Consider the following 22,901-nt stretch of genomic DNA (forward strand, 5'->3'; position numbering starts at 1 on the left):
TCGATCCGCGCTCGTACAGAGCGACGTCGAGGATCGACTCGATCACAGAGCAACCTGGCCCGACCCTCAAAGTTGATTACTCAACAAGCACCAGATCCCATGATCGTGGCAGCTGACACCCATGGGTAACCCTACCCACAGCGCCCCGGCCGGCGGAATCGGTAATCCGGCCTCTACTCCGCCCGTAGCAGACAGGCGAGCATGTTCCTGCCAGGACCAGCCAGCCGGCCCAGCAAGGCCCTCACCGGCATGAGAACGATGGGCGGGTTGCCAGCGGCCATCGTCACAAAATAGGGAAAAGGGCTCAGAACGTGAACCGCAGTACCTTCTCACAGTCGTTCAGGACGAAACGTGGGCTGACCGCCGTGCTCGCGGCCGCGCTGGTCACCGGTGGGTCGCTGACGTTGGCCGGGTGCGGCGAGGCCGCATCGGCCGCCCGGGTGGACGTGACACCGGGAGCGGCCACCGGCTTGGGGCAGCCGAGCGGGCTGTTACCGCGAGAAAAGCTGACCACTGAAAGCGCGAGTCAGGTCAACCTCAGCAACGACTCATCAGGGTCGTCCAGCACCCGCGCGTGAGAAACGTGGGCGGTGGCCCCCGCTCAGTCTCGAAGCATCGGCTTCGTTCAAAGGCTCAAATCGGATCCGGTTACACGGCGTGGTAATCGCTTCGCAACCAGGGGTGCGCGCGTGTCCGGCGAAGCAGGCATCGGCGCCCACGTCCTCCGAGTTGGTGCCTTCAAGTCTTTCCGATCCGGATGACGCTGCGCTGGGAGGCACCAAGGAGGTTGCGGGCGGAGAAGACGGTCGAAGGAGGGAAGGTGAGGCGGCATGACGCCACAAGCGTCTCGCGCTCAGAAGGCAGACACCACTGACACTGGATGGAAAAGACAGACCACATGACCACGTCGGAGATCAGTGAGCGGGTCCTGGCGGGCGGGCGGAGTTTCGATCCCGAGTCCGCGGCCTGGGTCCGAGAGTTGAGTCCGGGCAGTGCGACTTTCGACGATGCCTGCCGCCGGCTGTATGCGCTGCTCATCAAGATCGCCAGGAGAGAGACCGCGCGCAGGTCCTCGGTCTCGCGGATCAGCGGCCCCGAGCTCGAAGACCTGGCCCACCAGGCCGCGGCCGATGCGCTCATGCGCATCACCCACAAGATCGGAGAGTTCCGCGGCGACGCACGGTTCACGACGTGGGCTTTCAAGTTCGTCATCTTCGAGGTGTCGACGAAACTCGGCCGCCACTTCTGGCGCGACCACCGCGTGTCCCTCGACCAGGACGAGACGAACCACGCACGCGCCGCAGTCGGCGACGAGCCACCTCACCAGGCCCAAGCTCTCGAGCTCCGAGCCGCCCTCACCCACGCCATCGAGAACGTACTGACCGAACACCAGCGAACCGTCTTCGTCGCCGTGGCAATCGACAACGTTCCGATGGACGCTCTCGCGGCGCGGTTGGACACCAACCGCAACGCCATCTACAAGTCGATGTTCGACGCCCGACGCAACATTCGGGCCTACCTGGTGGCAAACGACTTCATGGGTTCCCGGACATCTCGCGGAGTATCCAACGGAATAGCCACTGACCGGCGCTGACGACACCCCGAGCGCTGATGGCTGGTGCAGCCCGAGATGATCTCGATCGTCGAGTTGGTGCACGGGTTGGCGGTGTCTGGTGGCGACGCAGTTCTTCTCGTCGAGCGAGATCGGTGAGTTGGAGTCCTGGCCGGCCGAAGTCGGCCGAGATGAACTGGTGCAGTACTTCCAGCCGGCTGTGGAGGACGTCGAGTGGGTGCACCGCACGACCCGTGGGGCGCCGAACAAGCTCGGGTTGGGGTTGCAGCTGGCTGCGTTGCCGTGGCTGGGGTTCGTCCGGGCCGATGTGCGCGCGGCGCCGCCACCGGCGGTCGCACGGGTGGCGACACAGCTCGGGGTGGAGCCGGGCGCGCTGATGCATTACGGGCGCCGGGAGCAGACCCGGTCTGATCATCTGCGGCTGGTCGCGCAGCGCCTGGGCTGGCACGCCGCTGAGGACGAGGACCGGTCAGCGTGGCAGGCGTTGCGGGAGTTCTTGGTCGATCGCGCGATCGAGCACGACGTGCCGAGTGTGTTGTTCCGATTGGCGACTGAGCATTTGCCCTCGCGGGATGTGCGGATCGTGCGTCCGGGTGTGGTGTCGCTGATGGAGGAGATCGCTTCGGCCCGGGAGGTCGCCGAGCGGGAGGTGTTCGCCCGGATCGAGCCGTTGCTGACCGAGCGGCGGGTCGCGGAGCTGGGCAGCGTGCTGGAGGTGGCGCCGGAGATGCCGGTGTCGCGGTTGACGTGGTTGCACCGTGGCGCGACCAGCTATTCGCCTTCGGCGATCCGGGCCGAGGTGGACCAGGTGTTGTTCCTGCGTGGTCTGGATGTCGACGCACTGGACCTGTCGGTGATCCCGGAGGCGCGTCGGCGGCGGCTGGCTGGTTTGGGGGTCCCCGTAGTACTCGCCGAACAACGGGCGGATATGCCTGACCTGCGATGATGTGGCGCTATCCGCGGCGTCGTGGGCTGGACAGCGCCTCGGTGGCCTGGTGGACGGCGGCGAGGACGGGTTTGACGTTGGTGCTGGTCGGCCGTGAATGCGAAGGAGCCGTCCGCGGAGAGCGTGATGCGGTTGATCTCCGAGGCGATCTCAATCGTGCGCAGGAGGGTGCCGCTTTCGAGGTCGATCTCGGAGATCGAACCGGGACGGACGTTCGCGGTGTAGCCGCGCGTGCCGTCGGGAGACAGCGCGAGCATGTGGGACTGCGCATGCCCGGTGTTCAGGGTCCGCACGACCGACAGGGTGGCGGGGTTCAGCACTGTGACCGTCTTGGTGACTTCGGTCGTCACGTAGAGCAGGCCGTCGCTGCCGAACATGGCGCAGTGCGGACGGCAGGGCACGTTTAGCTCGCTCGTCGTCCGGCGCCGCCCGCCGACGAGATCGATGACGTCGATGGTGCTGCAGTCGGTGCCCGGCGCACCAACCGGGGCGTTGCTGTAAATCGGCACGTAAGCGATCGGGAGTTCCGGGTGTGCCGCCACTTCATGGCCGGGGCCGCTCAGTTCAATGACATCCACGACTTTCATGGTCTGAGCGTCGACCAGTGCCAAAGTGCGGTCGCCCTTGTTGACCACCAGAACGGTTCCAGCAGTCGGGGTTTCCGGAATTGACATCGAACTCACGGTGGATATCCTTTCGGTTCGGTCGCGATAGTCGACGACTTTTCAGAGCCGCAACAAACCTGGAAAGACGCGCCACCACGAGGCCGCAATCCGCAGCATCGCAGCCGGAGGCCCTCTCGACATGATCCACTGTATCCGCGGTCCGCGCATGGATCGCGGATACGTCTCACTGGCCCGACGTGCGCGGCCCTGGCGAATCCACAGTTGGGTCCTGAGCATAGCTCGGGTCGTCGCCTGCGGCGCCAGTCCCCGCCCCACGCCGGCCGCATAAGATCGCCGACCACCGCACCCCGCCGGACGACGGAACTTTCACGACCGCGCGCTCCCGCCGCCATTCAGCACGCGCGAACGACAGCGCCTGCAGGCAGGATCCCTTCCCAGGCGGCGCGGGTCTCTACTGCTCCGACTGCTCATGGACGTTCGGCGACGGCGAGGACGTGGTTCATGCCTGGGTGGACGTCGATACAACAGGTTCGGCACAGGTCTTTCACCGCCGTTGTGTCGAGCGTCGGAAGCACGATTGTCTCCATCGCGTTTGGACCGAAGCTAACTTCGAATCCTTGTCCGCCTTGCTCGAGGCGACCCTTCCCGCCCTGCGCCGCCGCCGTGGCCGGTTCGCCGTCGTCGCCTCGCAAGCGGGCCTGGTCGGCGCACCCGACAACGCCGCCTACAGCACGGCGAAGTTCGCGGTGGTCGGCCCGATCCGTCACCTCGCCGGCCAAGCGAGTGAACAGGACATCACGTACGACGCACTCTGCACCGAGAGTCCCGCAGCTGACCGCCGTGCACGATCAGTTCGCCAGAGCCCAAGGCACCGCACTGCCGAAGAATTCGCCGCGCTGCGACAGTGCAGCGTTCCGGTCGGTCGCTTCGCCACTCCGCACGAAACCGCGGCGGCCGCGGTCTACTTGGCCACCGCGGACGGCCACGTCCCGACGATCCTCGCAGAGAGGGGAGGCGAAGCCGTCTGGTAGAGGCGAACCGCCGTTTCACTGCCCGGGTCGCCGGGTGCCGCGAGCTGACAATCAGGTGAACAGCCGTTGGACCTTTTCGTACGCCAGGTGTGCTGCCTCCTCGACCGGCAAGGCGCGGAAGGCCGGGTTGCCGATCTCCGCGGTGTAGACGCCGTCGTACCCGGATTCGGAGAGGACGCGGATCACCGAACGGAGGTCGAACGTGCCGTCTCCGGGGAGCAGCCGGGTGTTGCGGGAGACGGTGAGCAGGTCGCCGGAGACGGTGGACGGGCCGTCGTTGAGCTGCACGGCGACGATGAGGTCCGGTGGGATCCGCGCGAGGTCCGGAATGCGGCCGCCAGCGGTGAAGAAGTGCCAGGTGTCCAGGAGGAGGCCTGCGTTAGGGGTGTCGGCGAGTTCCAGGAGGCGCAGGGCGGTAGGCACGTCGCGGATCGCCGACCATGGGAAGGGTTCCACTGCGATGCGCAGACCGTGAACGGCGGCCCGGGCGCAGCGTTCGTGCAGGGCCGCGGCGGCGCGAGCGAAATTGAGGGGGCCTGAGTGGTACTCGCCGGCCGACAGGTAGCGTGCGCCGACCTGGTCGGCGACGGCGAAGGCGCGTTGTTCGGTCGAGGTGACCGTGGCCAGGTCGGTGCCGAGGGCCCAGCCGGACAGGAACTCGATCTCGACGAGTTCCAGCCCGTGCGCGCGAATCGGGTCCACCGACGATGTGGGGGACAAATCGTTGGTGTGCAACCCGATTCCAGTGAACCCGGCGGCCGCCGCGGCGGCGCAACGGTCGGCGAGGGAAAACCGCGCGGGTTCGGTGAAGCCGGAGCCCGACAGCGTGACGTGGCTCGCCACCAGAGCGAAGGTCACATCCGCTCCACTGCGCGGCCGTGGAGGCCGTCGAGTGCCATGACGTAGCCGTACCACCCGGCGCCGGCGAGGTAGAGGTCGGCGATCTCGGCGAAGACGTCGTCGCGCCGCCACGGTTCGCGCCCGAGCGGGTTGGACAGGTGCACGATCGCGAGATCCAAGCCGGTGTCGGACAGTGCGTCGCGCAAGGACAGGCCGTAGTTTGTCAGCCCGGCCGGGTTGCAGATGATCGCGTCGGCGTCGTCTTGCCGTTCCTGTAGCCAGTCGATGAGCCGGCCCTCGCAGTTGGCTTGGACGTGATCGACTGTCACGTCGAGCTCGTCGGCCCGCGCATCGATCTCGGACGTCACGTCGGTGAGTGGGCGGACCCCGTAAAAGCGGGGATCACGCTTGCCGAGTCGGTTGAGGTTCGGGCCTTGCAGTACGAGCACGTGCATGGTGTTCTCCTTCTCCGGCGTCAGGGGATCGGCGGCAATTGGGCACCGGCGCAGACGTGGAGGACTTCTCCGGTGATGTTGCGGGCGCGCTCCGACGCCAGGAACACCACGGCGTTTGCGACGTCGATCGGTTCGACCAGCCGACGCAAAGGCGTGAACGCGGTGTAGCGCTCGATCATCCGCTCCTGGTCGGTGATGTCGGTGCGCTGCCGGTTGAACAGGGTGCGCACGAAGCTCGGGGCGACGGCGTTCGCCCGCACTCCCAGCGGACCGAGCTCGACGGCCATCGACACGGTCAGGCCCACCAACGCGGCTTTCGAGCTCGCGTAGGCCGTGTTGGCCGAACCGCCCAGCCACGCACGGGAGCTGATGTTGACGACACTGCCGGATCGCTGCTCGCGCCAGAGAGGCACCACGGCCCGGCACAGCAACATCGGGCCTTTGACGTTGACGTCCATCGTCGTGTCCCAGTCCGCTTCGGACATGCTCTCGAGCGGATGCACCCGCTCGATTCCTGCACTGTTGACCACCACGTCGAGGCGGCCGAACCGCCGTGCCACCTCGTCGACCAGCCGCCGCACGTCCTCGGCGTCGGTGAGGTCCGCCGGCGCCACCACGGGCGAGCCCGGGATGGCCGCCGCGGCGGCTTCGGCGGCCGCCTCATCGCGGTCGGCCAGCACGACCTGGAACCCGTCGGCTGCCAGCTCCCGGGCGATCACCGACCCCAGGCCGCCTCCGGCGCCGGTCACGATCGCGACCTTGTCCACGCTCACTCCTTCCGAACCCGTCATCGCTCGACCCGGATGGCGGTAGCGGCCGGAAGTCGCGCGCCGAGCCGGGCCGTCGGGATCCGGTAGGTCTCCTTGCCCGACAGCACCGCGATGGCGGAGATCAGGCAGATCACGCAGGTGTAGACAGCCACAGGCGCCCAGCCCGACGAGGAGTGGCCGGCGATACTCGCCGTGATCAACGGCGTCAGGCCGGCGGTGGCGAAGCCGAACTGGGTGCCGATCGCCATGCCCGAGAGCCGGACGCCGGTGGGGAACATCTCGGCGTACGTGGCCGGCCACACCGCGAGGGTCGCGGAGAACGCCACGCCCAGCAGCAGGACCCCGGTCACGGCGACCAAGGTCACGTTCGCCGTGGAGATCGACCACAGGAACGCCGCGGTCAGCAGGGCACATCCTGCGATGCCGCCGACGAACATCGGTTTGCGGCCGTGGCGGTCCGACACCAGGGCCAGCAGCGGCACGGTGACGACAGCCAGCGCGTTGCCTCCTGCGGTGACCCAGAGCAGCACGGTCTTCGACATGCCGATGCCGTAGCTGTCGTCGGTCGCGAAGGCCAGCGCGAACACCGCGAAGATGGTGCCGATGTTGGCGATGAGGGCGGCGAAGAACACCCGCACGACCTGCCGGCGGTGGTGGCGGAATAGCTCGGCCACCGGCAGCCTGCGCACCTCGCCGCGTTCGACTTCGCGGGTGAACAGCGGAGTTTCGTCGAGCCGCCGCCGGATCACGAAGCCCAGCACGACCATCACGGCGGACACGAGGAACGGGATGCGCCAGCCCCACGAGTACAGGTCCGCGTCGTCGAGGCCGGCTGCCAGCGGGATGAACACGGCGCTCGCCACCACCTGGCCGGCCTGCGAGCCGCCGAGTGTCCAGCTCGTCACGAACGCGCGGCGGTGGTCGGGTGCGTGTTCGAAGGACATGGAGTTGGCACCGGCTTGCTCACCGGATGCCGAAAACCCCTGCAACAGCCTGAGGACGGCCAGCAGAGCGGGCGCGGCGACGCCGATCTGCCCGTAACCCGGCAGACAGCCGACGAGGAAGGTCGAGGTCCCCATCAGCAGCAGGCTCGCGACCATCACCTTCTTGCGCCCCAGGCGATCGCCCAGGTGACCCATGAAGAACGAGCCGACCGGCCGCGCGAGGTACCCGACGCCGAAGGTCGCGAGCGAGGCCAGTACCGCGGCGGTCGAGTCGCCCGCCGAGAAGAACACCTTGGGGAAGATGAGGGCGGCGGCCGAGGCGTAGACGAAGAAGTCGTAGTACTCCAGTGCGCTGCCGATCCAGGCGGCGATCGCGGCCTTCTTCGGGGTGCGCTCGAACAGCGAGGGCGCAGCGGCCCCCTGGGCGTCGTCGACCATCGTGGGGCTCCTTTCCGTGGATGCTTCGTTGTCCTGCACGGCGTCCGCGGTCCGTTGGAGGGAACGGTAAGAGGCTCGGCATGCTTCGGCAAGCGTTTGCCAAATTTTGCCAACCGCCGCTACCGTGCTGTTCGAGCACACCCGAAGGAGCGTCCCCCATGACCGCGCGCGAACCGTCCAAGCCGATCACCGGAGCGCGACCCCGCCCGGCGACGCTGACCGACGTTGCTCGCGCCGCCGGGGTCGCCGCCTCCACGGTGTCGCGAGCGTTCACGAAACCCGGCCGGGTCAACTCACGGACCCGCGAACACGTGCTGCGGACCGCGGCGGAGCTCGGGTACCGCCCGAACCCCGTGGCCCGTGCGCTGGAGTCGGGCCGGACGTCGACGCTGGGTCTGGTCGTTTCCGACATCACGAACCCGCACTTCTTCGCCCTCGTGCGCGGGGCGGAACGGCAGGCCTCGACCGCGGGGTTCACGTTGCTGCTGGGTGATACGCAACAGTCCCCGCAAACCGAGCGGACGGTCGTGGACCGGATCCACGCATCCGTCGACGGGCTGATCCTGGCCGCGAGCCGGCTGCCGCCGGCGGAGTTGCGCGCTTACGCTGCCGCGAAACCGCTGGTGCTGATCAACCGTCAGGCCGAGCACGTCACGAGCGTCGTCACCGACCACGTGGACGGCCCGCGGCAGATCGTCGAGCACTTGCACTCGCTCGGGCACCGAACGCTCGTTTTCCTGAGCGGACCCCGGGAATCGTGGTCCGGCGCCCAGCGCTGGGCCGTCATCCGCGATGCCGCGGCGGCACTGGGGATCACCGCGACGTGCCTCGGGCCGTTCCCGCCCTCGATGGCGGGTGGGCCTGCCGCTGCCGACGCGGCCATCGGAACCGGCGCCACCGCGGTGATCGCGCACAACGACCTGCTCGCGATCGGGACACTGCGGCGGTTCAGTGACCGTGGGCTCACCGTGCCCGGGGACGTCAGCGTGGTCGGGTTCGACGACATCTTCGGCGCGGACTTCTGTTCACCGCCGCTGACCACACTCACCGGACCGCTCGATGAGGCAGGGCGGAAAGCCGTGGAGATCCTAGTGACACAGCCGGAAATCACCGTGCGTGCACCTCGGTTCTCGCTCCCGTCACACTTGATGATCCGGGAGTCGACCGGGCCGGCGCGGCCGAGTGCATGATCGGAGAGAAGAACCGGCTGTGGTGACGCGCGTGCGCCGTGGCTCGGACCGGTGTCGGCCCGAACCACGGTTCACGCGCGGGTGTCAGCTGGTGCCGGATGCCGCGATGCGTTCCATGGCGCTGGCCGCAGCCGTGGACATCTCCGCAGGAGCGTCGAGGCTGTGCAGGTAATCGGCGGCGTCGCGCATCTCGTGAGAGCGGCGTTCGGCGTGGGCGACCGTGCCACTCAGGAAGCGGTCGAGCAGCACTTCGCCTGCCGCAAGCTGCTGGGAAATCTGGGTACGCAGCCAGGTTTCCACGCCGGCGGCGCGCGCCGCGGTGATGGCCTCCGAGCTGACGACAGCGAAGCCCTTCATGGCCACGCTGCGCAGGAGCGTGCGGGCTGTCGCCGCGCCCGGGCCTCCGTCCACAACGTCGGTGCGGGCGCCCAGCGCGGTGAAGACCTCGGCCACCACATCGGCGCCCGGCCCGCTCACCAGGAGGTCGGTCTTTGCCCCGGTGAGTGGCACAGCGCCCAGCACCGCGACGTCAGCGAAGCACCGTCCGGCTTCTGCAACCACCGCTCCGGCCTCCGCCATCACCGCAGGTGCCGCCGAACTGAAGTCCGCCCACACGACGCTCGCGCGAGCGCGGGGTGCGACCTGCCGCGAGAGTTCGACGCTGAACCGCGAGGGGGTGAGGACGAAGACGGCGTCGACGTCCGCGACCGCGTGTGCCGGGTCGGTGCGCCTGCCGACACCTGGTGGGGTCTCGACGGGACCTGGGTCGTACCCGGCGACGTCGTGACCCGCGGCGGCGAGGTCGGCCGCGTACCGGCCGCCGGCTTCGCCCAGGCCGAGCACTGCGATCTTCACCGGGCCACCGCCTGGCCGATCTGGGCGCGCTGCCGGGTCTCCGCTTCGAACTTCTGCTCGGCGCGTTCGAGGATTTCCGCGACCCGCTCGAGCGGCAGGACCGCGACGCCGTCGTCGTCGCCGACGATGATGTCACCGGGCTGGACCACGACACCGCCGGCCGCGATGGGCACCTGGGACAGCCCGGGGCCGTTGCGGTACGGGCCCGCGGGGGTCACGGCGGTCGCGAAGACGGGCACGCCGAGCTCTCCGATGTCCGCGGCGTCGCGGACGGCTCCGTCGATCACGAATCCCGCGAGCCCGGCGGCCTTCGCCCGGCCGGCCATGAGTTCACCGATGAGCGCGCGGTCGGGGTAGCCGCCGCCCGCGACGACGATCACCTCGCCGGTGCTCGCGTTCTCGAGCGCGGCGTGGATCTCTTTGTTGTCGCCGGCGGCCGTGAGGACGGTGTAGGCCGGCGCCACGAGCTTCGCTCCGGGCCATACCGGTTTGATCGCCGACCGCATGAGGTACAGCCGATCCATCGCGTCGCCGATGTTGGCGGTCGGCAGCCGGCGAAGGCGCTGTTCGAGGTCCGGGGTCATGTTGTGTTCTTGTCCTTTCCCTGGGGTGTGGAGGCGACCGAGCGGAACGCCGCTCGGCCACGTGTGAGGAGCCCTCGGCGTGGGCCTGATCGGGATGACCGCCGATCGAGAGCGGCGGAGAGTCCGACGATGATCCCCGAGACGACCGTGATGACCATCGCCATCGCGGCTAGCGACGAGTACGTGCCGTTCTCCCAGATGTTGAGGATCACGAACCCGACCACGGGGTTGCGGGTGCCAGACAGCAGCGCGGAGACCGTCAGGTCACCAATGGCCAGCACGAACAGCAGTGCCCACCCGGCGAGCAGTCCCGGGGCCATGAGGGGGAACGCGATCTTCGCGACGGTCCGTGCGAAGGTGGCTCCCGACATGCGCGATGCCTCGAACAGCTGGTCGCCGATCTGGTCGCGGGCCGAGCCCGCGGCTACGGCCGCCTGCGGCATGTGGACGACGACGAAGGCCAGCAGGAGGGCGAGGAGCGTCCCCTGAAGCCGGAACGGCGGGCCGGTGAGCGTCGCGACGAAGACGACGCCGATTACGATGTGCGAGAGAGCGCCGGGGAACCGCATCGCCGCGTCGAGTGTGCGGGCTCGCCAGCCGCCGGTCTCTCGTCCGTACACCACGAGGAGGCCGGCGATCACGATGCCCACCGTCGCCGCGAGGATACCGAGGAAGCCGCTCACCGTCAGCGCACGCCCACCCACGCTCGCGGGGGAGAACAAAGCGGCGTACTGGTGGAAGTTCAGCTCGCTCCACGCGATCTTCGGTGCCCAGAACGACTGAGTGACACCAGTAGCAGCGCGATCACCGGGAGGACGGCGCTCAGGAGGAGGTAGAGGAGCACGGTGCAGCGGGCCGGCCACTTCCAGGCCCCGAGCCGCACGGGCGAGGGCCGCGCACCCTTCCCGCCGAGCACCGCGTGCCGTCCGCGCCGGCTGATTCGGCGTTCGAGCCAGAACATCGTGGCCACGACGAGCGCGATGAGGACACTGAGCACGACGGCGACGTCGAGCTGCGGCGGGTAGGTGCCGCGCACGAGCTCGATGATGACCACGGGCAGGACGCGGATCCTCGCGCGGACGCCGATGATCGACGGTACCGAGTAGAGCGCGAACGACGTGACGACGCAGAGCAACGCCGCGGACGCGATCGCGGGGGCGATCGCCGGAATGTACACCCGGAACAGCGTCCTGATCACTCTGGCGCCGGACATCCGGGACGACTCTTCCTGCGAACCGTCCACATTGCGCAGTGCGGCGGCGATGATCAGGTAGGCGAACGGCACGAGGTGCAGGGTGTAGACGAACACAAGGCCCGGCCAGCTCCCGATCTCGAAAATCGGGGTCTGCGGCAAGCCGAGCGCTTGCTGCACGCTGCGGGCGATCGAGTTGAGGTAGCCGGCCGACGAGGAGCCGAGGAACATCCAGCCGATGGCGAGGGCGATCGGCGGCAGCAGGAACGGCACGAGCGGCAGCAAGCGCGAGACCCAGCCCAGCGAGGCGTCGGTCCGTTCGTTCAGCCAGGCGAACAACGTGGCGACCAGCAAGGCGAGGGGGACCGCGGTGACGAGGATGATCACCGAGTTGAGCAGTGCGTCCCCCAGGCCCCGCACGGCGAACGTGCGGGCGAGCAGCGACTGGGCGCCCTTGCCAGACAGCAGGCTGATCACCGTGCCGCCGATCGTGTAAACGAGGAGAGCCGCGTAGCCGAGCGCAAGCAGTGCACCAGTGATCCGCAACCCGTCAGTTCGCCCGCGCTTGCGCTCGATCCTGGGTGCGTATTTCGCAGTGGTGATCGTCATGCCGCCGGCTCCTGGCTTGCGTCGGGATCGCGCACGACGCGCACGCTGGAGGGCGCCACCCGGATCTCAACCGCATCGCCGCGGCGCGGTTCGTCGGTTCCGCGTTCGTGGCTCCACACCGTGAGCTCCTGACCGGTGTGGAGCCGGACGATGCGCTCGCGGTGCGAGCCGACGAACACCTCGCGCACGACCTCGCCGAATCCGGCGCTGCCGAGGTCGGCGGCGCCGGCCTTCGCGAGGGAGATGGCCTCCGGCCGAACCAGTGCGACAACGGGGGCACCCGAGAACCGCGATCGACTCCGGGGCCGAGCTGGTCGTCACCGAGCTCCAGCCGGCCGATACCTGCCAGTTCGGTACGGGTGACGTCGCCGTCTGTCTCGAGGCAGGTCGGCCAGGAGTTGAGCGCGCCGACAAGGCGCTGAGGGCCATCGTCGCGGGGTACGCCGCGCTGGCAAAGCCCTGGAGGTCGCGCACCAGATTCCCCAAGGAGATGACGACTCCAATGGTGTCGGTGCCGATCTTGCTGAAGGGGACGTCATCGAGGCCTTGGCCTCGAGGTCCACCCGACCACGGCATCATCGGCATCTACGGCAGCCAGCTCGACGTCTTCGACGACCCTCGACGCCGAGCCCCAGGCCGTCCTCGTCGTGACCTGTCCTCCCGCAGGTACCACTCGGTGGTCCAGGCCAGCGTGTCGTAGGAGATGCCGGAGGCCTCGGCCATCGGGGTCAGTCCGAAGTTACAGGCCTGCGCCAGGATCGTGGCGTAGAGGTCGCGGCGGAGCTGCGGATCCCGGTGCGTCTTCCCACCGGCGTGAGTGAGCTGGTCCGATAAGGATGCCCATTGGTCCACCTCGATCAGCAGCTCGGTCAGCTGCGGTCGCGGGAGCAGGTCGGCCAGCTGCAGGCACAGCTGGCCGACGGCGTCCGGCACGGCCATCGCCGAGAGCTTGGAGACGACTGTCTCGCCCCGCTCGGTCATTCGGACCGCCCCGTCCCGGGCGGCCAGCAGCGGCTTGAGCTCGCCGAGCGCGGCGTGCAGCTGTTCGCTGACCTGCTCCAGCGCCTCGTCCGCCGAGGGCGAGACGTGCGCCAGGGCGCAGTACTCGGCCCGCTGGCCCTGCCAACGCTCGGCGGGCAGTAGGAACGTGGTCGGGTCGGCGTAGCGGCGCGACCCGGGAGCCCAGACATCGCCCGACCGCGGCGCGTCGCGCAGTCCCAGGAGCGTGCACAGCTCCCAGTATTGCCGGTCTGCGGTGGGTGGTGTTGCCGGCCTTGCGGGCGTGCTCGAGGTAGCCGCGCGAGCGAGTCGGCACGAACTCCGCCGGCGTGCCGTCCGGCACTTTCCGGCTGCCCTTCGCATACAGCTCGCGCAGGACGTCGACCGCGGCCAGAAGCGGCTTCGCGTCGAGCGAGGCCTCGAACTCCAGCCCACCGATCACGTGCAGTGCGAACTCCCGAAGGTAGGTGAAGCTGGCGTCGATCAGGGTCAGGTGCCCGTGGTCGCGCTGCAGCCGGTCCTTCGGGTCCGGCCGCGCCGCGCGCATCCGGTCCAGCCTGATCCCGGCCTGCAGCCGGCCGCCGACCTCGGTGTCCGCGATCGTCTCGTCGGTGGCCACGGCGAGGGTCTCCTCCAGCAGGTCCAGCTTCCGCTCCGACGCTTTCGCTCGTGCGGCGAGCAGCTCGTCCAGCTTCCGCTCCGACGCTTTCGCTCGTGCGGCGAGCAGCTCGTCCAGCTTCCGCCGCGCGCGGCTCTCCGTGCCGGAGATCGCCTGGTCGAACATCTGCACCAGCTCGTCGAGCACTTCGACCGCGCACTCGGCCACCGTCGCCAGCAGCACCGGGAACCGCTTCTCCCCGTCGCGGAGCACGAGCGCCTGGTTGGTGGCACGGCCGACCCCGGCCAGACGGCGGCGCCGGGTGTCCGGCAGGCATGCCAAGTCGATCCGCGCGGACACCCTTCGAGTTCCTGGCGCAGAGTCGTTCACCATAGGCGCATGTCGACGGCCCGCAGCGCGTATCCGGTCTCTCTGGCTAAGAGTGTGTCTCAGTAGGGGTTTGGCTGGTCGTGGTGGATGGTCTTGGGTTGTGGGTGATCTGTCTCGGCGGCTGGTGCCGGATGAGTTGTGGGCGCTGGCGGAGCGGCTGGTTCCGGAGCACGGGGTTCGTCCGCAGGGTGGTGGACCGGCACGGATCGACGACCGGGCTGTGTTCACGGCGATCGTGTTCGTGTTGACCAGTGGGTGCGCGTGGCGGTATCTGCCGCCGTCGTTCTGGGTCACCGTGCCGACCGCGCATCGCCGGTTCACCGAATGGACCAAGGCCGGTCTCTGGCCCCGGCTGCACCGCGCGGTCCTCGATGAACTCGGCGGCCAGGGCATGATCGACTGGTCCCGGGTGGTCTGTGACGGAGCCTGCGTTCGAGCCAAAAAAAGGGGACCCATGACCGGCCCGAACCCCGTCGATCGCGGCAAGAGCGGCTCGAAGATCCACGTCCTGTCCGACCGTGCCGGGCTGCCCTTGTCAGTGGCGGTGTCCGCGGCCAATACCCACGACTCCTACGCTCTCAAACCGCTGGTCATGGCCATTCCCGCGATCACATCCCGACGCGGCCCCCGCCGAGGCAAACCGGGGAAACTACACGCCGACAAGGCCTACGACCAGACTGAGTTGCGGTCGTGGGTTCGCGGCCGCGGCATCAAGGTCCGCATAGCCCGCAAGGGCATCGACTCGCGCAAGAAGCTCGGCAAACATCGCAGCGGGCGTTCGTGTGCGACGGCCGTTTTGAGGTTCTCGAGCTCGGCAATGATGATCCTGTCGGTGGTCGTCGTGACTCCGGCGACCTGAAGACCCGGTTTTTGCTCGACCAACGACCAGGTAGTAGCCGCGCGCCCTCGTCGCGTCCCTCAAGTTCCTCGATCGGGGGCGGGCCCCTGGAAGGAGCCGCTCCGGGCATGACGCAATACACGACCGCCCAGGCCGGTCGCATGCGTGGGTTGCCTTTGTCGCCGTGCTGGCGGGCGACTGCGGTCTCGGGTGCTGGTTGGCGCCACAGGGTGCCGTGTCGTCGTGGCGAAATGTCTTCTGCTTACGCGCTCGGGACCGCCTGGTACGCCGGTGAGGGCTCCGGTGGCTGTGGTGATCACCCCTGGCGGGGCTCGAGGGTTTGGGTGAGGTCGGGTACTCGCTCGGCCGGCGAGAGCAGTTCGGCGTAGCGGCCGAGCATGCGGTCGCCCAGGTGGTGGTAGTAGTCCGGCAGATTCGTGGTGCGCCCCTCGTGGAAGGCCAGGAACCGCGGGTCGTCGCGCAGCATGCCCAGGATCTGGTGGAAGCTGGCGATGTCGCCGCGGAAGGCTGCGGATCGGGCACGGTGCACGTAGCGGATGAGGCGGTGGGACGTCGTGCGCGTGCGGCGGCGCAGCATGGCGCGTGATGCGGCGTGGGAGTACAGCTCGGTGAGCTTGGTGTAGTAGGTGATCGGGTCGTAGTGGCGGAGAGTGGTCACCAGGTACGGTGCGTAGTAGAAGCTGAAGGGCATGGTGGTCAGGATGCGTCCGTCGGCGGTGAGCTGGTCGTGCAGTGGGGTGCCGCCGAAGGGCACCGGGATGTTGATCGTGGGCCAGACGAAGGGGGTGCGGTCCATGAACCGCTTGGTCAGCTCGACCGGCTCGTCGCCCTGGTCGGTGTCCAGCCCGAACATGAAGTTCGCCTGCAGGTAGGGCACATTGTCCGCGAGCACTGCAAAGTGGTCGGCGACATGGTCGACCTTGGCCACGCCACCCTCGCGGCCCACGCCGGCCTTGTTCGAGTAGTCGGTCCAGGACTCCACGCCCGGGGCGACCATGACGCAGTTGGTGTCCTTGAGCCGGCTGGGTCGGTCCTTCCGCAGCACGGTCAGCGAGCTTTCGATGATGTAGGGGGGCCGCTCGCCCGGCGGCAGGGCCTGCAGCACGTCCAGGACCCGGTCGAAGGTCACCGCGAAGTTCGGGTCGTGGAACACGATCAGGGTTCCCGGCAGGTGCCGGGCCAGATAGCGCAGATCGGCGGCCAGGCGGTCGGGGGACAGGGGGCGATAGCGGGTGTTCCAGTCGATGCAGAAATCACACTGGTAAGGGCAGCCCATGCTGGCCAGCATCGGCACGGCGGACAGCAGCAACGGTTTGCGGCCCCAGAAGAACGCCGAGGCGCGAATCTCGGGCATCCGTTCGGCCACGGTCGGCACGTCTTCGAAGGGGCGGGCCGCCGAGACGAGGCTGCCTGGGTCGAACTGCCCGGCGAGGATGTCGGCGACCAGTTCGGCATCGCATTCACCCACGACCAGGTCGAAGAACCGCAGGCAGTCGGCCGGAAACGCCTTGGCATGCGGACCGCCGATCACCGTGCGGACGCCGGCCCGGCGGTACAGCTTGGCCAGCGCGTAGGCGAGGTGGCTGACCTGGGTGTAGCAGGCGATGAACACCACGTCCAGGTCATTCGGCAGCAGCCGGTGCGGATCACCCAGACCGTAATAGGTGGCGTAGAACGTCTCGTGCCCCCGCCGACGGCACCACACGGAGATCGCCTGCGGGGTGATGCTGGCGAACTGTTTGGTCATCAGCAGGCGATAGCCCACTTCCGCCGGCCCGCGCGCCGGCGGGGCCAGAATGTCCAGGACTCCCACCCTCATCACACAACCCTCCTCGTGGACGTTCGGGCCAGGCTGCCACGGATACCCACGCGGGAGCCCAGTCATGCCCCTTCCGCTTGACTGCACTGTGACGACTCCGGTGGCCTGGTGAACAACGGCGTCGATATCGGACAGCCAGCCGATATCCAGCGGGCCCGTGCTGCGCAGATCGTCGAGGACCGCGGCCACTCCGGCAGCACGGGCTCCAGATGAATCCGGGCCGGCCGGCCTCCGCAGTTGCCAGATCGGCGACCAGGGCGGGGCCGCCGCGTTCGTGCGCCGCCGGCCTGGGGCCTTCGCCGACCGTGCTGCGTTCGGTACTCATAGCGCGGGCATACTGCCAGAGCTCGGCCGTGCGGTCCGGCGATCGGTTTCGGACAGGCCGCCCCACACGCCGTAGACCTCCTCAGTGCCCAGAGCGTGCGTGCGGCACTGCGCCATCACCGGGCGGCGGTGGCAGATCTGCTTGGCTCTGGCGTCGCGCTCGGCTTTGACGCGGCCGCGTTCGCTGTCGGGGTGGAAGAACAGGGCGCTGTCCAGCCCGCGGCAGGCGGCTCGCCGCTGCCAGTCCCAGCTTTCGACCACAGGAGCGGTACGTCGCCGGCCGTGAGTCATGCGGAGTCACCCCCGGCGGCTCGGGTGCACGGGGGTGCGCCGACGCTGTGCCGGTGCTGCGTGGCGCGGCCGGAGGGCCGCGGGAGACCGCGCTGGGGGTGCGGCACTTCGTGCCCGGGCACGAGGGAGCCCACGAGCACAAGCCCTTGGTGCACGGCGAGAAACGCCGCCGCTCTCGGCGGGGGGCGGGACGAGGACGATCGCGGTCGGCTGCACGGCCGATCTGCCGGTGACCGCCGTGATGGCCGATGTGGGCGAGCTGGGTGGACGTCACAGCGAAAGCCCTGCCGTGAGCAACCGCCACCGGTCGTCCAGCAGCGCGAAGGCGGCACACCCACCGGCGAAGCCCAGAAGCCCCAAGCTGGTCTTTGCGGCGTAGTACCTGCGGTGCCGTGCCAACGGGGCGGGCGCGGGCCACAATCCACTGCAGGTCGGGGAAGTCGGCCTCGTCCGGTCGCGCATCGCGGGGAACCGTCGGGGGCGCCAACGTCGGGGCCGCATGAAATCGGCTGGGGCTTGGACATAACAGGTCCGCAGTAGACAGTTTCGGACTGGATCAGTCTTGCGTCCGCCGGGATCCGGGCGTGGCTGTCTTCCAGCCGCTGGATGCGAAGTCTCGTTGCGAGCTGTCAACCGATCATAGGCGTCCCGGGGAGAAGACCGCGGGTTCACGGCGCCGTCAGGGCGCGGTAGTTGTCGAGCCCGGTGATCCGCCATCGCACGGTGAGGACGATTGCGGCCCCTCGTCCTTCGTCACACCGCGGGAGTGCGGCCTGAGCCATGCGCGCCAGCGCGCGACCATCGACAACCGTTCCGGTGGTGACCGTGATCGAGGTCAACGCCATGATCGGGCCGGCGAAGCTCGAGGCCGTGCCGAGCGGCGGCGAGCTACCGACCTGCCAGTACACATGACACACCTGGGCCCCGTTGAGGAGGGCGCCGTCGCTCGCGGAGGCCGTGATCACAGTGGACGCCACCTCGAAGATCAACCCAGTGTTCGGATCGCCCTGGCCGTCCGGTGTCAGGGTCTCGCTGAGTGCGAGCGGGCCGGTGGAAAACCCCGGCCAGCGTCTGACCGGCTCTGACCGGCCAGGAAGTACAGTGGACGCCGCCCGCTGTGACCTGCGGCCGCATTCGCGACTCGCAGCGGGCGCCCGCGAGAGCCGATGCTCCTGGTGGAAAAGGGAGGCGTCGATTCTCTCGCAGGCACAGAATGCTCAGGTCAGGGACGTGACAAGGCCGTGATCACAGCGGTGGAGCCGCCTTCGGAGTCCCAGCGGTGGACGTCGTTGTCGGCCGGCAGGTGGGCGACGCCTGCTCCGTCGAGGATCGTCTCCGGGCGCGCTGCTTCGTTCTGGTCGAGGCTGCCGACATCGCGCGCTCGGCGAGGCCTGCGTCGTTCGCGATCGGATGACGAGCAGGGTCAGTCGGCGCAGCAGACTGCCGGTCACGTGCACGACGTGCGGGTCCTGCGAGGGGAACCCCTCCAGCCGGACAACCCTGCCGCGGTGGACCAGTTTGGCTCCGGTGGTCGTCCACGTCGGCGAGGCGAACGCCACCCGCCACACGGGTCCGATCCGCTCGGCGAGCGCGGCGGCTAGTTCCGGTACCTCGGCTGTCAGCTCGGTCGAACGCGGCCACCAGGCGCCATCGACGAAGCCGGCGACGGACAGCGGCGGCTTGAGCCGCACCCTGGGGCTGTCCGGCGGCGCGGGGCGACCGTGCGGTGTGTCGCGCAGGAGAACTCCGATTCGCTCAGGACTGCCGGTGGGGTATCGGTAGCGAATGCGGCTGGAACGTCACAGTGCGAACGCTCCCGGTCGTGCGGGATCAAGTCCGGCCGGTGACACCGCTGCGGCTCAAGATCAGCTGTGCGGAGTCGGTGCTGTCCGGGGCGGACGTCGCGATCAGTGCGCGTTCTGCAGCAACTGGGTCGGCTTCCGGAGGGATCACCAGCAGGGTCAAGTGGTGGATGCGTGGTCCGATCGCCACGACGGTGTGCTGCTGGAGCCCGAAGAATCCCGCCAGCCGCACCAGATCGGGGCCGTGGGCAAGCCGTGCCGGCGCGAGGTCCCACGCGGCCGGGTTGAAGCAGATGCCGGTCCGGTGGCCCGAAGTCGGCGGTGAGCGAGGCGACGAGGGCGCTGAATTCGGTGACCGGGTCTCTCGACCGTGGCCACCAGGCGCCGTCGAAACAGCCTTTTGTCGCTCCCGGTTCCTCCAGTCGCAGTCGATGCCCGATCGCGAGAGAGTCGATCACGGGTCCCGCGGCACCGCTGTGCGATACGAGCTTCATAGTCGCGCTCCTGTCCGGCTTGCATGATGCGACGGCCGCTGCCGCGGTTCCTCCCCGGCGCATCGCTCTCGGCCGACAGCGTCGAATCCGGGATTTCGCGAGCCGATGCGTTCAGCCGACACCGCGTGCACTCGGCGGCGACGGCGCCGCTGTGTGCGTTGCGGCTGGTGCGGATGTATTGCCGCGCGTTCGAAAGGGACCGGAACCAGGGGTGAAGCAATACCCGCCCGTTCGCCGGTGCCGCCTCTGGCGCACGAACGATCCTCGGCCCGGTCAAGGGCCGGAGGTAGGAGCGCCGGAATCCACGAACGAAGGCCGGCAACTTTCCGAGCCCCGGCTGCGGATGAAACAGGCGCTAGACTGAGGCGTGAAGGCTGCGGCCGCTGGGCGAGGCGTCGGACACGATGATGGCGCACCCGCTCGCGGTGCAACTGCGTCATCTGCAGAGCCTCGGGGAGCTGGTTCTGGACAAGAACACCACGGTGGTGTTCCGCCCGCTGATGAGCACCAGCAGTGAGCTGGGCGCTTTTGTCGCCCGCGAGAACGCGGCGGCAACCACTCCGCCAGCTCGGTTCGCCACGCCGGTCGTGATCTCGAACGGCGCCGAGGCAGCCGACCAGTGAGGAGCACAACGATGATCATCGAACTCGCCCCACTGCGGTCGGCCGGCGTTCGCAAACCGGACGGCGGCGCCTGCCCTGTCTGTCCACACGAGTCCAACAGCCACGACGCGATCGCAAGCCGCTTCTGCGCGGCTACAGCGGCGGGCGAGCTCCACCGCGGCTGTGCCTGCGCCGCCGGAAGCCTGGAAACCGAGAAAGAGGGATGGAATCATGACCAGTGACGTGGTCTTCGTGTCGCGCTACGACCAGCGGATCCTACTGGTACGGGACGCGCTGAAAGCGGACACCGACTTGACCGAGTCCGCATGCCAAGCGCTCGCGGTGCGGGAACTGCACCTCATCGACGAGGCGCCCGAGAAGGTGCGAGGGTAGGAGATCACCCCTGCTGTCCAGAAGGCGGCACAGGAGGGGGCGAAGATTCCACCGGTCTCCTCGCTGTGAACGGGACCCGGTCCGTCTCGGCTGCGACAGCCAAGCTTCGATACTGCCCGAAAGTCGTCACCCTGTTCTCGGTTGCGTGTCCATTGCTCCCGCGAGAGCATGGCGGAGTGGTTTGCGGTGTAGGCTCGTAGAGCCGGAGGCGGCACCAGTCTCCGCTGTTTTCGGGTATCAGCCTGCTCGTGGTGCCCCCGGCGTCCCTGACGGCGCGGTCCCTCCGCACTGCGCTCAGTCGCCGGTCATGACTCGACTACGACTGTGCCACACCTCCCGGTCGGCAATGGCAAGACGCCGCGCAACGGGCGGCCATCCCCACCGCGGTGCCGCACCCGAGCGTGGCCAGCCCCGTGGAGCAACAATGGAGGGCCGACGGCGGCCGAACGTACGGCGCGACCTGGCGGCACCGACTTCGGTGCCGATCGGTGCTCGGGTTTCCCCCGCCGAGGCTGTCCACGATGGCAGTCCCAAGCGCCCAGATGAGGACCACAGCCATGACCCAACGTCAGCCAGAGAAGAGCACCAACCAGTTGGCAGTATGGCGAGACCTGATCCAGGCACTCGAACAGGTCGACGCAGCGTGGAAAGCCGCACAACCAGCCGGCACCGGCACTGCTGCCTCGTCGCAGCTGCCCGGAAACCTGGCCGTGGGCTTGGTCGAAGCCAGCCACCGAGCGACTGTGGCGATCGTTGAAATTACCGACATCCTCGTCGAACAGTACGACAGCGGTGACGCCTTCCACGACATCGCGTCGGCGCTGCGGCAAGCACTCGCACGGTGGCCAACACGGTGACCGGTCTGCCCCCAGACTTCGGCTGACAGTGTGGGTTGGTGATTTCAGGCCGCCGCCGTGTAGCTGGCCTCGAACTCGACCGGGGTGAGCTTGCCCAGGCCGCACTGTCGGCGTTTGCGGAGGTACTTCGTCTCGATCCAGGTGACGATGGCCAGGCAGCGCCTCTTCCCGGTTTTCCACCGGCGGGTGTCGGGAATGTTCTTGCGCAGAAAGGAAAACCGACTCCATGGCAGCGTTGTCGCCGCAGGCACCGGCGCGCGGACCGATCTGCACACCGTGGCGACGACACGGGCGACGTGGCGGCCGCTGCAGATCGCCCGGGTGCACGAAACCTTGGTCAGCCACGCCTCGTGCGCGGCCGCCCTCCCCGCTCCCGTGCCGGGGACCCGGGCCGGCCCGGGTGCTGAGGTGGCGGCGCCGGAGAAAGGTTCCTTCGGCCTCCGGACAGACGACGTGTGACCCTGGGCAGGTCGTGGCCCGGCCGAGCAGGGTGATGGCCAGGCCGGTCGCCTTCGGAACGGGCCGCTTCGGGCGAATCCGGGCCGGCGGTAGAAGGGACACCACATGCTGATCCAGATCGGCACGGACCAGGTCGTGCACGGCGACGAAGAGCTGATCCGGCACTTCGAGGAGGAACTCACCACAAGGCTGTCGCGGTTCAGCGACCACATCACGCGGCTGGAAGCCCACTTCAAGGAGGAAGCCGCCGACGACGGGATGAACCGGTGCTGCGTGCTCGAGGCTCGGCCGGCCGGGCGGAGGACGGTGGCCGTCAGCCATCACGCGGGTTCGGTCGACGAGGCGTGCCGGGGTGCTGTGCACAAACTCGAGAGCATGTACGGTCGGGCGGATCACCGCAAGGGCGGGGACTCCATCCGGCACCAGAGCGGGCCTGCCGGCTCATGACTGTCCGCAATGGACCGAAGGAACCCTGGCGACGGATGCCACGACGCGTGGGGATCCGACCGGGAAGCTCCCGCGCTCCCGGCGCCCGCTGCTGAGACCGGTTCCGCCGTGGCCCGTGCCCGGATCGGCCGACGAGCCGCCGGCCGCCGGCACCAGGATCTGACGATCACTGTGGAGCGGCTGGGCCGGGACCTGGTCGTCGCTGTGGACGGCGAGGTCGACCTCTGCACCGCGCCCATGCGCTGCGATGTCCTCGAAGCGGCCTTGAGCCGGGCGCCGTTGCGGACCATCGTGGATCTGTCGGTCGTCTGGCTACTGAACGCCGCCGGGCTGAAGGTGCTGCTCGAGGCACCTCGGCGGGCCGGGCAGGGTACCGACTTGAGACTGGTGGCCACGACGCCCGCGACCTGACGGCCGCTGCAGCTCACGGGGACGCACGGACGACTGGTTGTGCACACCTCGCGCGCGGCGCCGCGATGGCGGGTCCGCCGGGAGGCCGTCGGCGGGCGTGAGG

General features: G+C 68.6%; 25 protein-coding genes and 3 pseudogenes. 11 read left to right on the forward strand and 17 right to left on the reverse strand.

Translation table 11 applies throughout. The features are described from left to right. Window positions 1-898: 898 nt before the first annotated feature. From I6J71_RS08280 to I6J71_RS08290, 3 genes are all read left to right on the forward strand, one after another. A complete protein-coding gene (locus I6J71_RS08280; protein WP_204094188.1) occupies window positions 899-1,594 on the forward strand; it encodes a sigma-70 family RNA polymerase sigma factor in 696 nt (231 codons plus the stop codon). Between the two features lie 79 nt (window positions 1,595-1,673). Next, a complete protein-coding gene (locus tag I6J71_RS08285) occupies window positions 1,674-2,519 on the forward strand; it encodes a DUF4158 domain-containing protein (RefSeq protein WP_204094189.1) in 846 nt (281 codons plus the stop codon). A gap of 1,135 nt (window positions 2,520-3,654) precedes the next feature. Continuing rightward, the gene (locus I6J71_RS08290; protein ID WP_204094190.1) at window positions 3,655-4,176 is read left to right on the forward strand and encodes an SDR family oxidoreductase; all 522 of its coding nucleotides are present in this window, start codon (window positions 3,655-3,657) and stop codon (window positions 4,174-4,176) included. Window positions 4,177-4,227: 51 nt separating this feature from the next. Here I6J71_RS08290 and I6J71_RS08295 read toward each other — a convergent pair whose 3' ends face one another. Genes I6J71_RS08295 through I6J71_RS08310 form a run of 4 tightly spaced genes read right to left on the reverse strand, consistent with a single transcriptional unit; the run spans window position 4,228 to window position 7,623 of the window. Continuing rightward, window positions 4,228-5,034, reverse strand: coding sequence for a sugar phosphate isomerase/epimerase (locus tag I6J71_RS08295; protein WP_204094191.1), 807 nt, complete (start codon window positions 5,032-5,034; stop codon window positions 4,228-4,230). Then, complete coding sequence (locus tag I6J71_RS08300) at window positions 5,031-5,471, reverse strand: type II 3-dehydroquinate dehydratase (RefSeq protein WP_204094192.1); 441 nt, start codon at window positions 5,469-5,471, stop codon at window positions 5,031-5,033. Before I6J71_RS08300 ends, I6J71_RS08295 begins: the two co-directional genes overlap by 4 nt. Window positions 5,472-5,491: 20 nt before the next feature. Further along, a complete protein-coding gene (locus tag I6J71_RS08305; protein WP_204094193.1) occupies window positions 5,492-6,238 on the reverse strand; it encodes an SDR family NAD(P)-dependent oxidoreductase in 747 nt (248 codons plus the stop codon). Window positions 6,239-6,258: 20 nt separating this feature from the next. Beyond that, window positions 6,259-7,623 (reverse strand): MFS transporter, encoded by a 1,365-nt coding sequence (locus tag I6J71_RS08310; protein WP_204094194.1) that lies wholly within the window; start codon window positions 7,621-7,623, stop codon window positions 6,259-6,261. A gap of 158 nt (window positions 7,624-7,781) precedes the next feature. Between I6J71_RS08310 and I6J71_RS08315 the strand changes: the two genes are divergently transcribed. Continuing rightward, window positions 7,782-8,813, forward strand: a complete 1,032-nt coding sequence (locus I6J71_RS08315; protein ID WP_204094195.1) for a LacI family DNA-binding transcriptional regulator — start codon at window positions 7,782-7,784, stop codon at window positions 8,811-8,813. Between the two features lie 84 nt (window positions 8,814-8,897). On the opposite strand, the gene I6J71_RS08320 is transcribed toward I6J71_RS08315, so the two are convergent. The 6 genes from I6J71_RS08320 to I6J71_RS08345 all read right to left on the reverse strand — a co-directional run bounded on the left by I6J71_RS08320 (window position 8,898) and on the right by I6J71_RS08345 (window position 13,415). After that, a complete protein-coding gene (locus I6J71_RS08320) occupies window positions 8,898-9,668 on the reverse strand; it encodes a DUF1932 domain-containing protein (RefSeq protein WP_204094196.1) in 771 nt (256 codons plus the stop codon). Then, window positions 9,665-10,252 (reverse strand): RraA family protein, encoded by a 588-nt coding sequence (locus I6J71_RS08325; RefSeq protein WP_204094197.1) that lies wholly within the window; start codon window positions 10,250-10,252, stop codon window positions 9,665-9,667. Before I6J71_RS08325 ends, I6J71_RS08320 begins: the two co-directional genes overlap by 4 nt. Beyond that, window positions 10,249-10,956 (reverse strand): iron ABC transporter permease, encoded by a 708-nt coding sequence (locus I6J71_RS08330; protein WP_204094198.1) that lies wholly within the window; start codon window positions 10,954-10,956, stop codon window positions 10,249-10,251. The genes I6J71_RS08325 and I6J71_RS08330 overlap by 4 nt, the downstream gene beginning before the upstream one ends. 38 nt (window positions 10,957-10,994) lie before the next feature. After that, the gene (locus tag I6J71_RS08335; RefSeq protein WP_204094199.1) at window positions 10,995-12,053 is read right to left on the reverse strand and encodes an iron ABC transporter permease; all 1,059 of its coding nucleotides are present in this window, start codon (window positions 12,051-12,053) and stop codon (window positions 10,995-10,997) included. Continuing rightward, window positions 12,050-12,316, reverse strand: a complete 267-nt coding sequence (locus I6J71_RS08340; protein ID WP_204096935.1) for a TOBE domain-containing protein — start codon at window positions 12,314-12,316, stop codon at window positions 12,050-12,052. Before I6J71_RS08340 ends, I6J71_RS08335 begins: the two co-directional genes overlap by 4 nt. 322 nt (window positions 12,317-12,638) lie before the next feature. Beyond that, window positions 12,639-13,415 carry a Tn3 family transposase gene (locus I6J71_RS08345; protein ID WP_204094200.1) on the reverse strand — a complete coding sequence of 259 codons (777 nt, stop codon included), beginning with the start codon at window positions 13,413-13,415 and terminating at the stop codon, window positions 12,639-12,641. A 695-nt stretch (window positions 13,416-14,110) separates the two neighbouring features. On the opposite strand from I6J71_RS08345, the pseudogene I6J71_RS08350 reads away from it, so the two are divergent. Continuing rightward, window positions 14,111-14,809: pseudogene (locus I6J71_RS08350) on the forward strand (IS5 family transposase); the annotation flags it as partial. Window positions 14,810-15,194: 385 nt separating this feature from the next. Here I6J71_RS08350 and I6J71_RS08355 read toward each other — a convergent pair. The 6 genes and pseudogenes from I6J71_RS08355 to I6J71_RS50425 form a co-directional block, all read right to left on the reverse strand. Continuing rightward, entirely contained in the window at window positions 15,195-16,907 is a 1,713-nt protein-coding gene (locus I6J71_RS08355; RefSeq protein WP_239154532.1) for a radical SAM protein, read from the reverse strand. A 132-nt stretch (window positions 16,908-17,039) separates the two neighbouring features. Beyond that, window positions 17,040-17,333 carry a WhiB family transcriptional regulator gene (locus I6J71_RS08360; RefSeq protein WP_204094201.1) on the reverse strand — a complete coding sequence of 98 codons (294 nt, stop codon included), beginning with the start codon at window positions 17,331-17,333 and terminating at the stop codon, window positions 17,040-17,042. A 668-nt stretch (window positions 17,334-18,001) separates the two neighbouring features. Then, complete coding sequence (locus I6J71_RS47815) at window positions 18,002-18,322, reverse strand: DUF3494 domain-containing protein (RefSeq protein ID WP_239154534.1); 321 nt, start codon at window positions 18,320-18,322, stop codon at window positions 18,002-18,004. A gap of 228 nt (window positions 18,323-18,550) precedes the next feature. Beyond that, the gene (locus I6J71_RS50415) at window positions 18,551-19,024 is read right to left on the reverse strand and encodes a DUF5994 family protein (protein WP_370542098.1); all 474 of its coding nucleotides are present in this window, start codon (window positions 19,022-19,024) and stop codon (window positions 18,551-18,553) included. A gap of 139 nt (window positions 19,025-19,163) precedes the next feature. Further along, window positions 19,164-19,367 carry a DUF5994 family protein gene (locus tag I6J71_RS50420; protein WP_370542099.1) on the reverse strand — a complete coding sequence of 68 codons (204 nt, stop codon included), beginning with the start codon at window positions 19,365-19,367 and terminating at the stop codon, window positions 19,164-19,166. A gap of 109 nt (window positions 19,368-19,476) precedes the next feature. Further along, window positions 19,477-19,692: pseudogene (locus tag I6J71_RS50425) on the reverse strand (DUF5994 family protein); the annotation flags it as partial. A gap of 341 nt (window positions 19,693-20,033) precedes the next feature. On the opposite strand from I6J71_RS50425, the gene I6J71_RS08370 reads away from it, so the two are divergent. The 4 genes from I6J71_RS08370 to I6J71_RS08385 all read left to right on the forward strand — a co-directional run bounded on the left by I6J71_RS08370 (window position 20,034) and on the right by I6J71_RS08385 (window position 21,481). Further along, a complete protein-coding gene (locus tag I6J71_RS08370) occupies window positions 20,034-20,252 on the forward strand; it encodes a hypothetical protein (RefSeq protein WP_239154535.1) in 219 nt (72 codons plus the stop codon). An 11-nt stretch (window positions 20,253-20,263) separates the two neighbouring features. Beyond that, on the forward strand, window positions 20,264-20,473 hold the full coding sequence (locus I6J71_RS08375) for an RGCVC family protein (RefSeq protein ID WP_204094202.1): 210 nt from the start codon (window positions 20,264-20,266) through the stop codon (window positions 20,471-20,473). Further along, a complete protein-coding gene (locus I6J71_RS08380) occupies window positions 20,463-20,624 on the forward strand; it encodes a DUF6307 family protein (protein WP_204094203.1) in 162 nt (53 codons plus the stop codon). The genes I6J71_RS08375 and I6J71_RS08380 overlap by 11 nt, the downstream gene beginning before the upstream one ends. 557 nt (window positions 20,625-21,181) lie before the next feature. Next, complete coding sequence (locus tag I6J71_RS08385; RefSeq protein ID WP_239154537.1) at window positions 21,182-21,481, forward strand: hypothetical protein; 300 nt, start codon at window positions 21,182-21,184, stop codon at window positions 21,479-21,481. A 44-nt stretch (window positions 21,482-21,525) separates the two neighbouring features. On the opposite strand, the pseudogene I6J71_RS47820 reads toward I6J71_RS08385, so the two are convergent. Continuing rightward, window positions 21,526-21,766 (reverse strand): annotated as a pseudogene (locus I6J71_RS47820) (IS3 family transposase); the annotation flags it as partial. Window positions 21,767-22,045: 279 nt separating this feature from the next. Here I6J71_RS47820 and I6J71_RS08395 point away from each other — a divergent pair. Further along, window positions 22,046-22,387, forward strand: a complete 342-nt coding sequence (locus I6J71_RS08395; protein ID WP_204094206.1) for an HPF/RaiA family ribosome-associated protein — start codon at window positions 22,046-22,048, stop codon at window positions 22,385-22,387. Between the two features lie 108 nt (window positions 22,388-22,495). Next, window positions 22,496-22,798: an STAS domain-containing protein gene (locus tag I6J71_RS08400; protein ID WP_204094207.1), complete on the forward strand. Its 303-nt coding sequence runs from the start codon at window positions 22,496-22,498 to the stop codon at window positions 22,796-22,798. The last annotated feature ends 103 nt before the right edge of the window (window positions 22,799-22,901 follow it).

It is taken from the genome of Amycolatopsis sp. FDAARGOS 1241 (assembly GCF_016889705.1).
Classification (GTDB): domain Bacteria; phylum Actinomycetota; class Actinomycetes; order Mycobacteriales; family Pseudonocardiaceae; genus Amycolatopsis.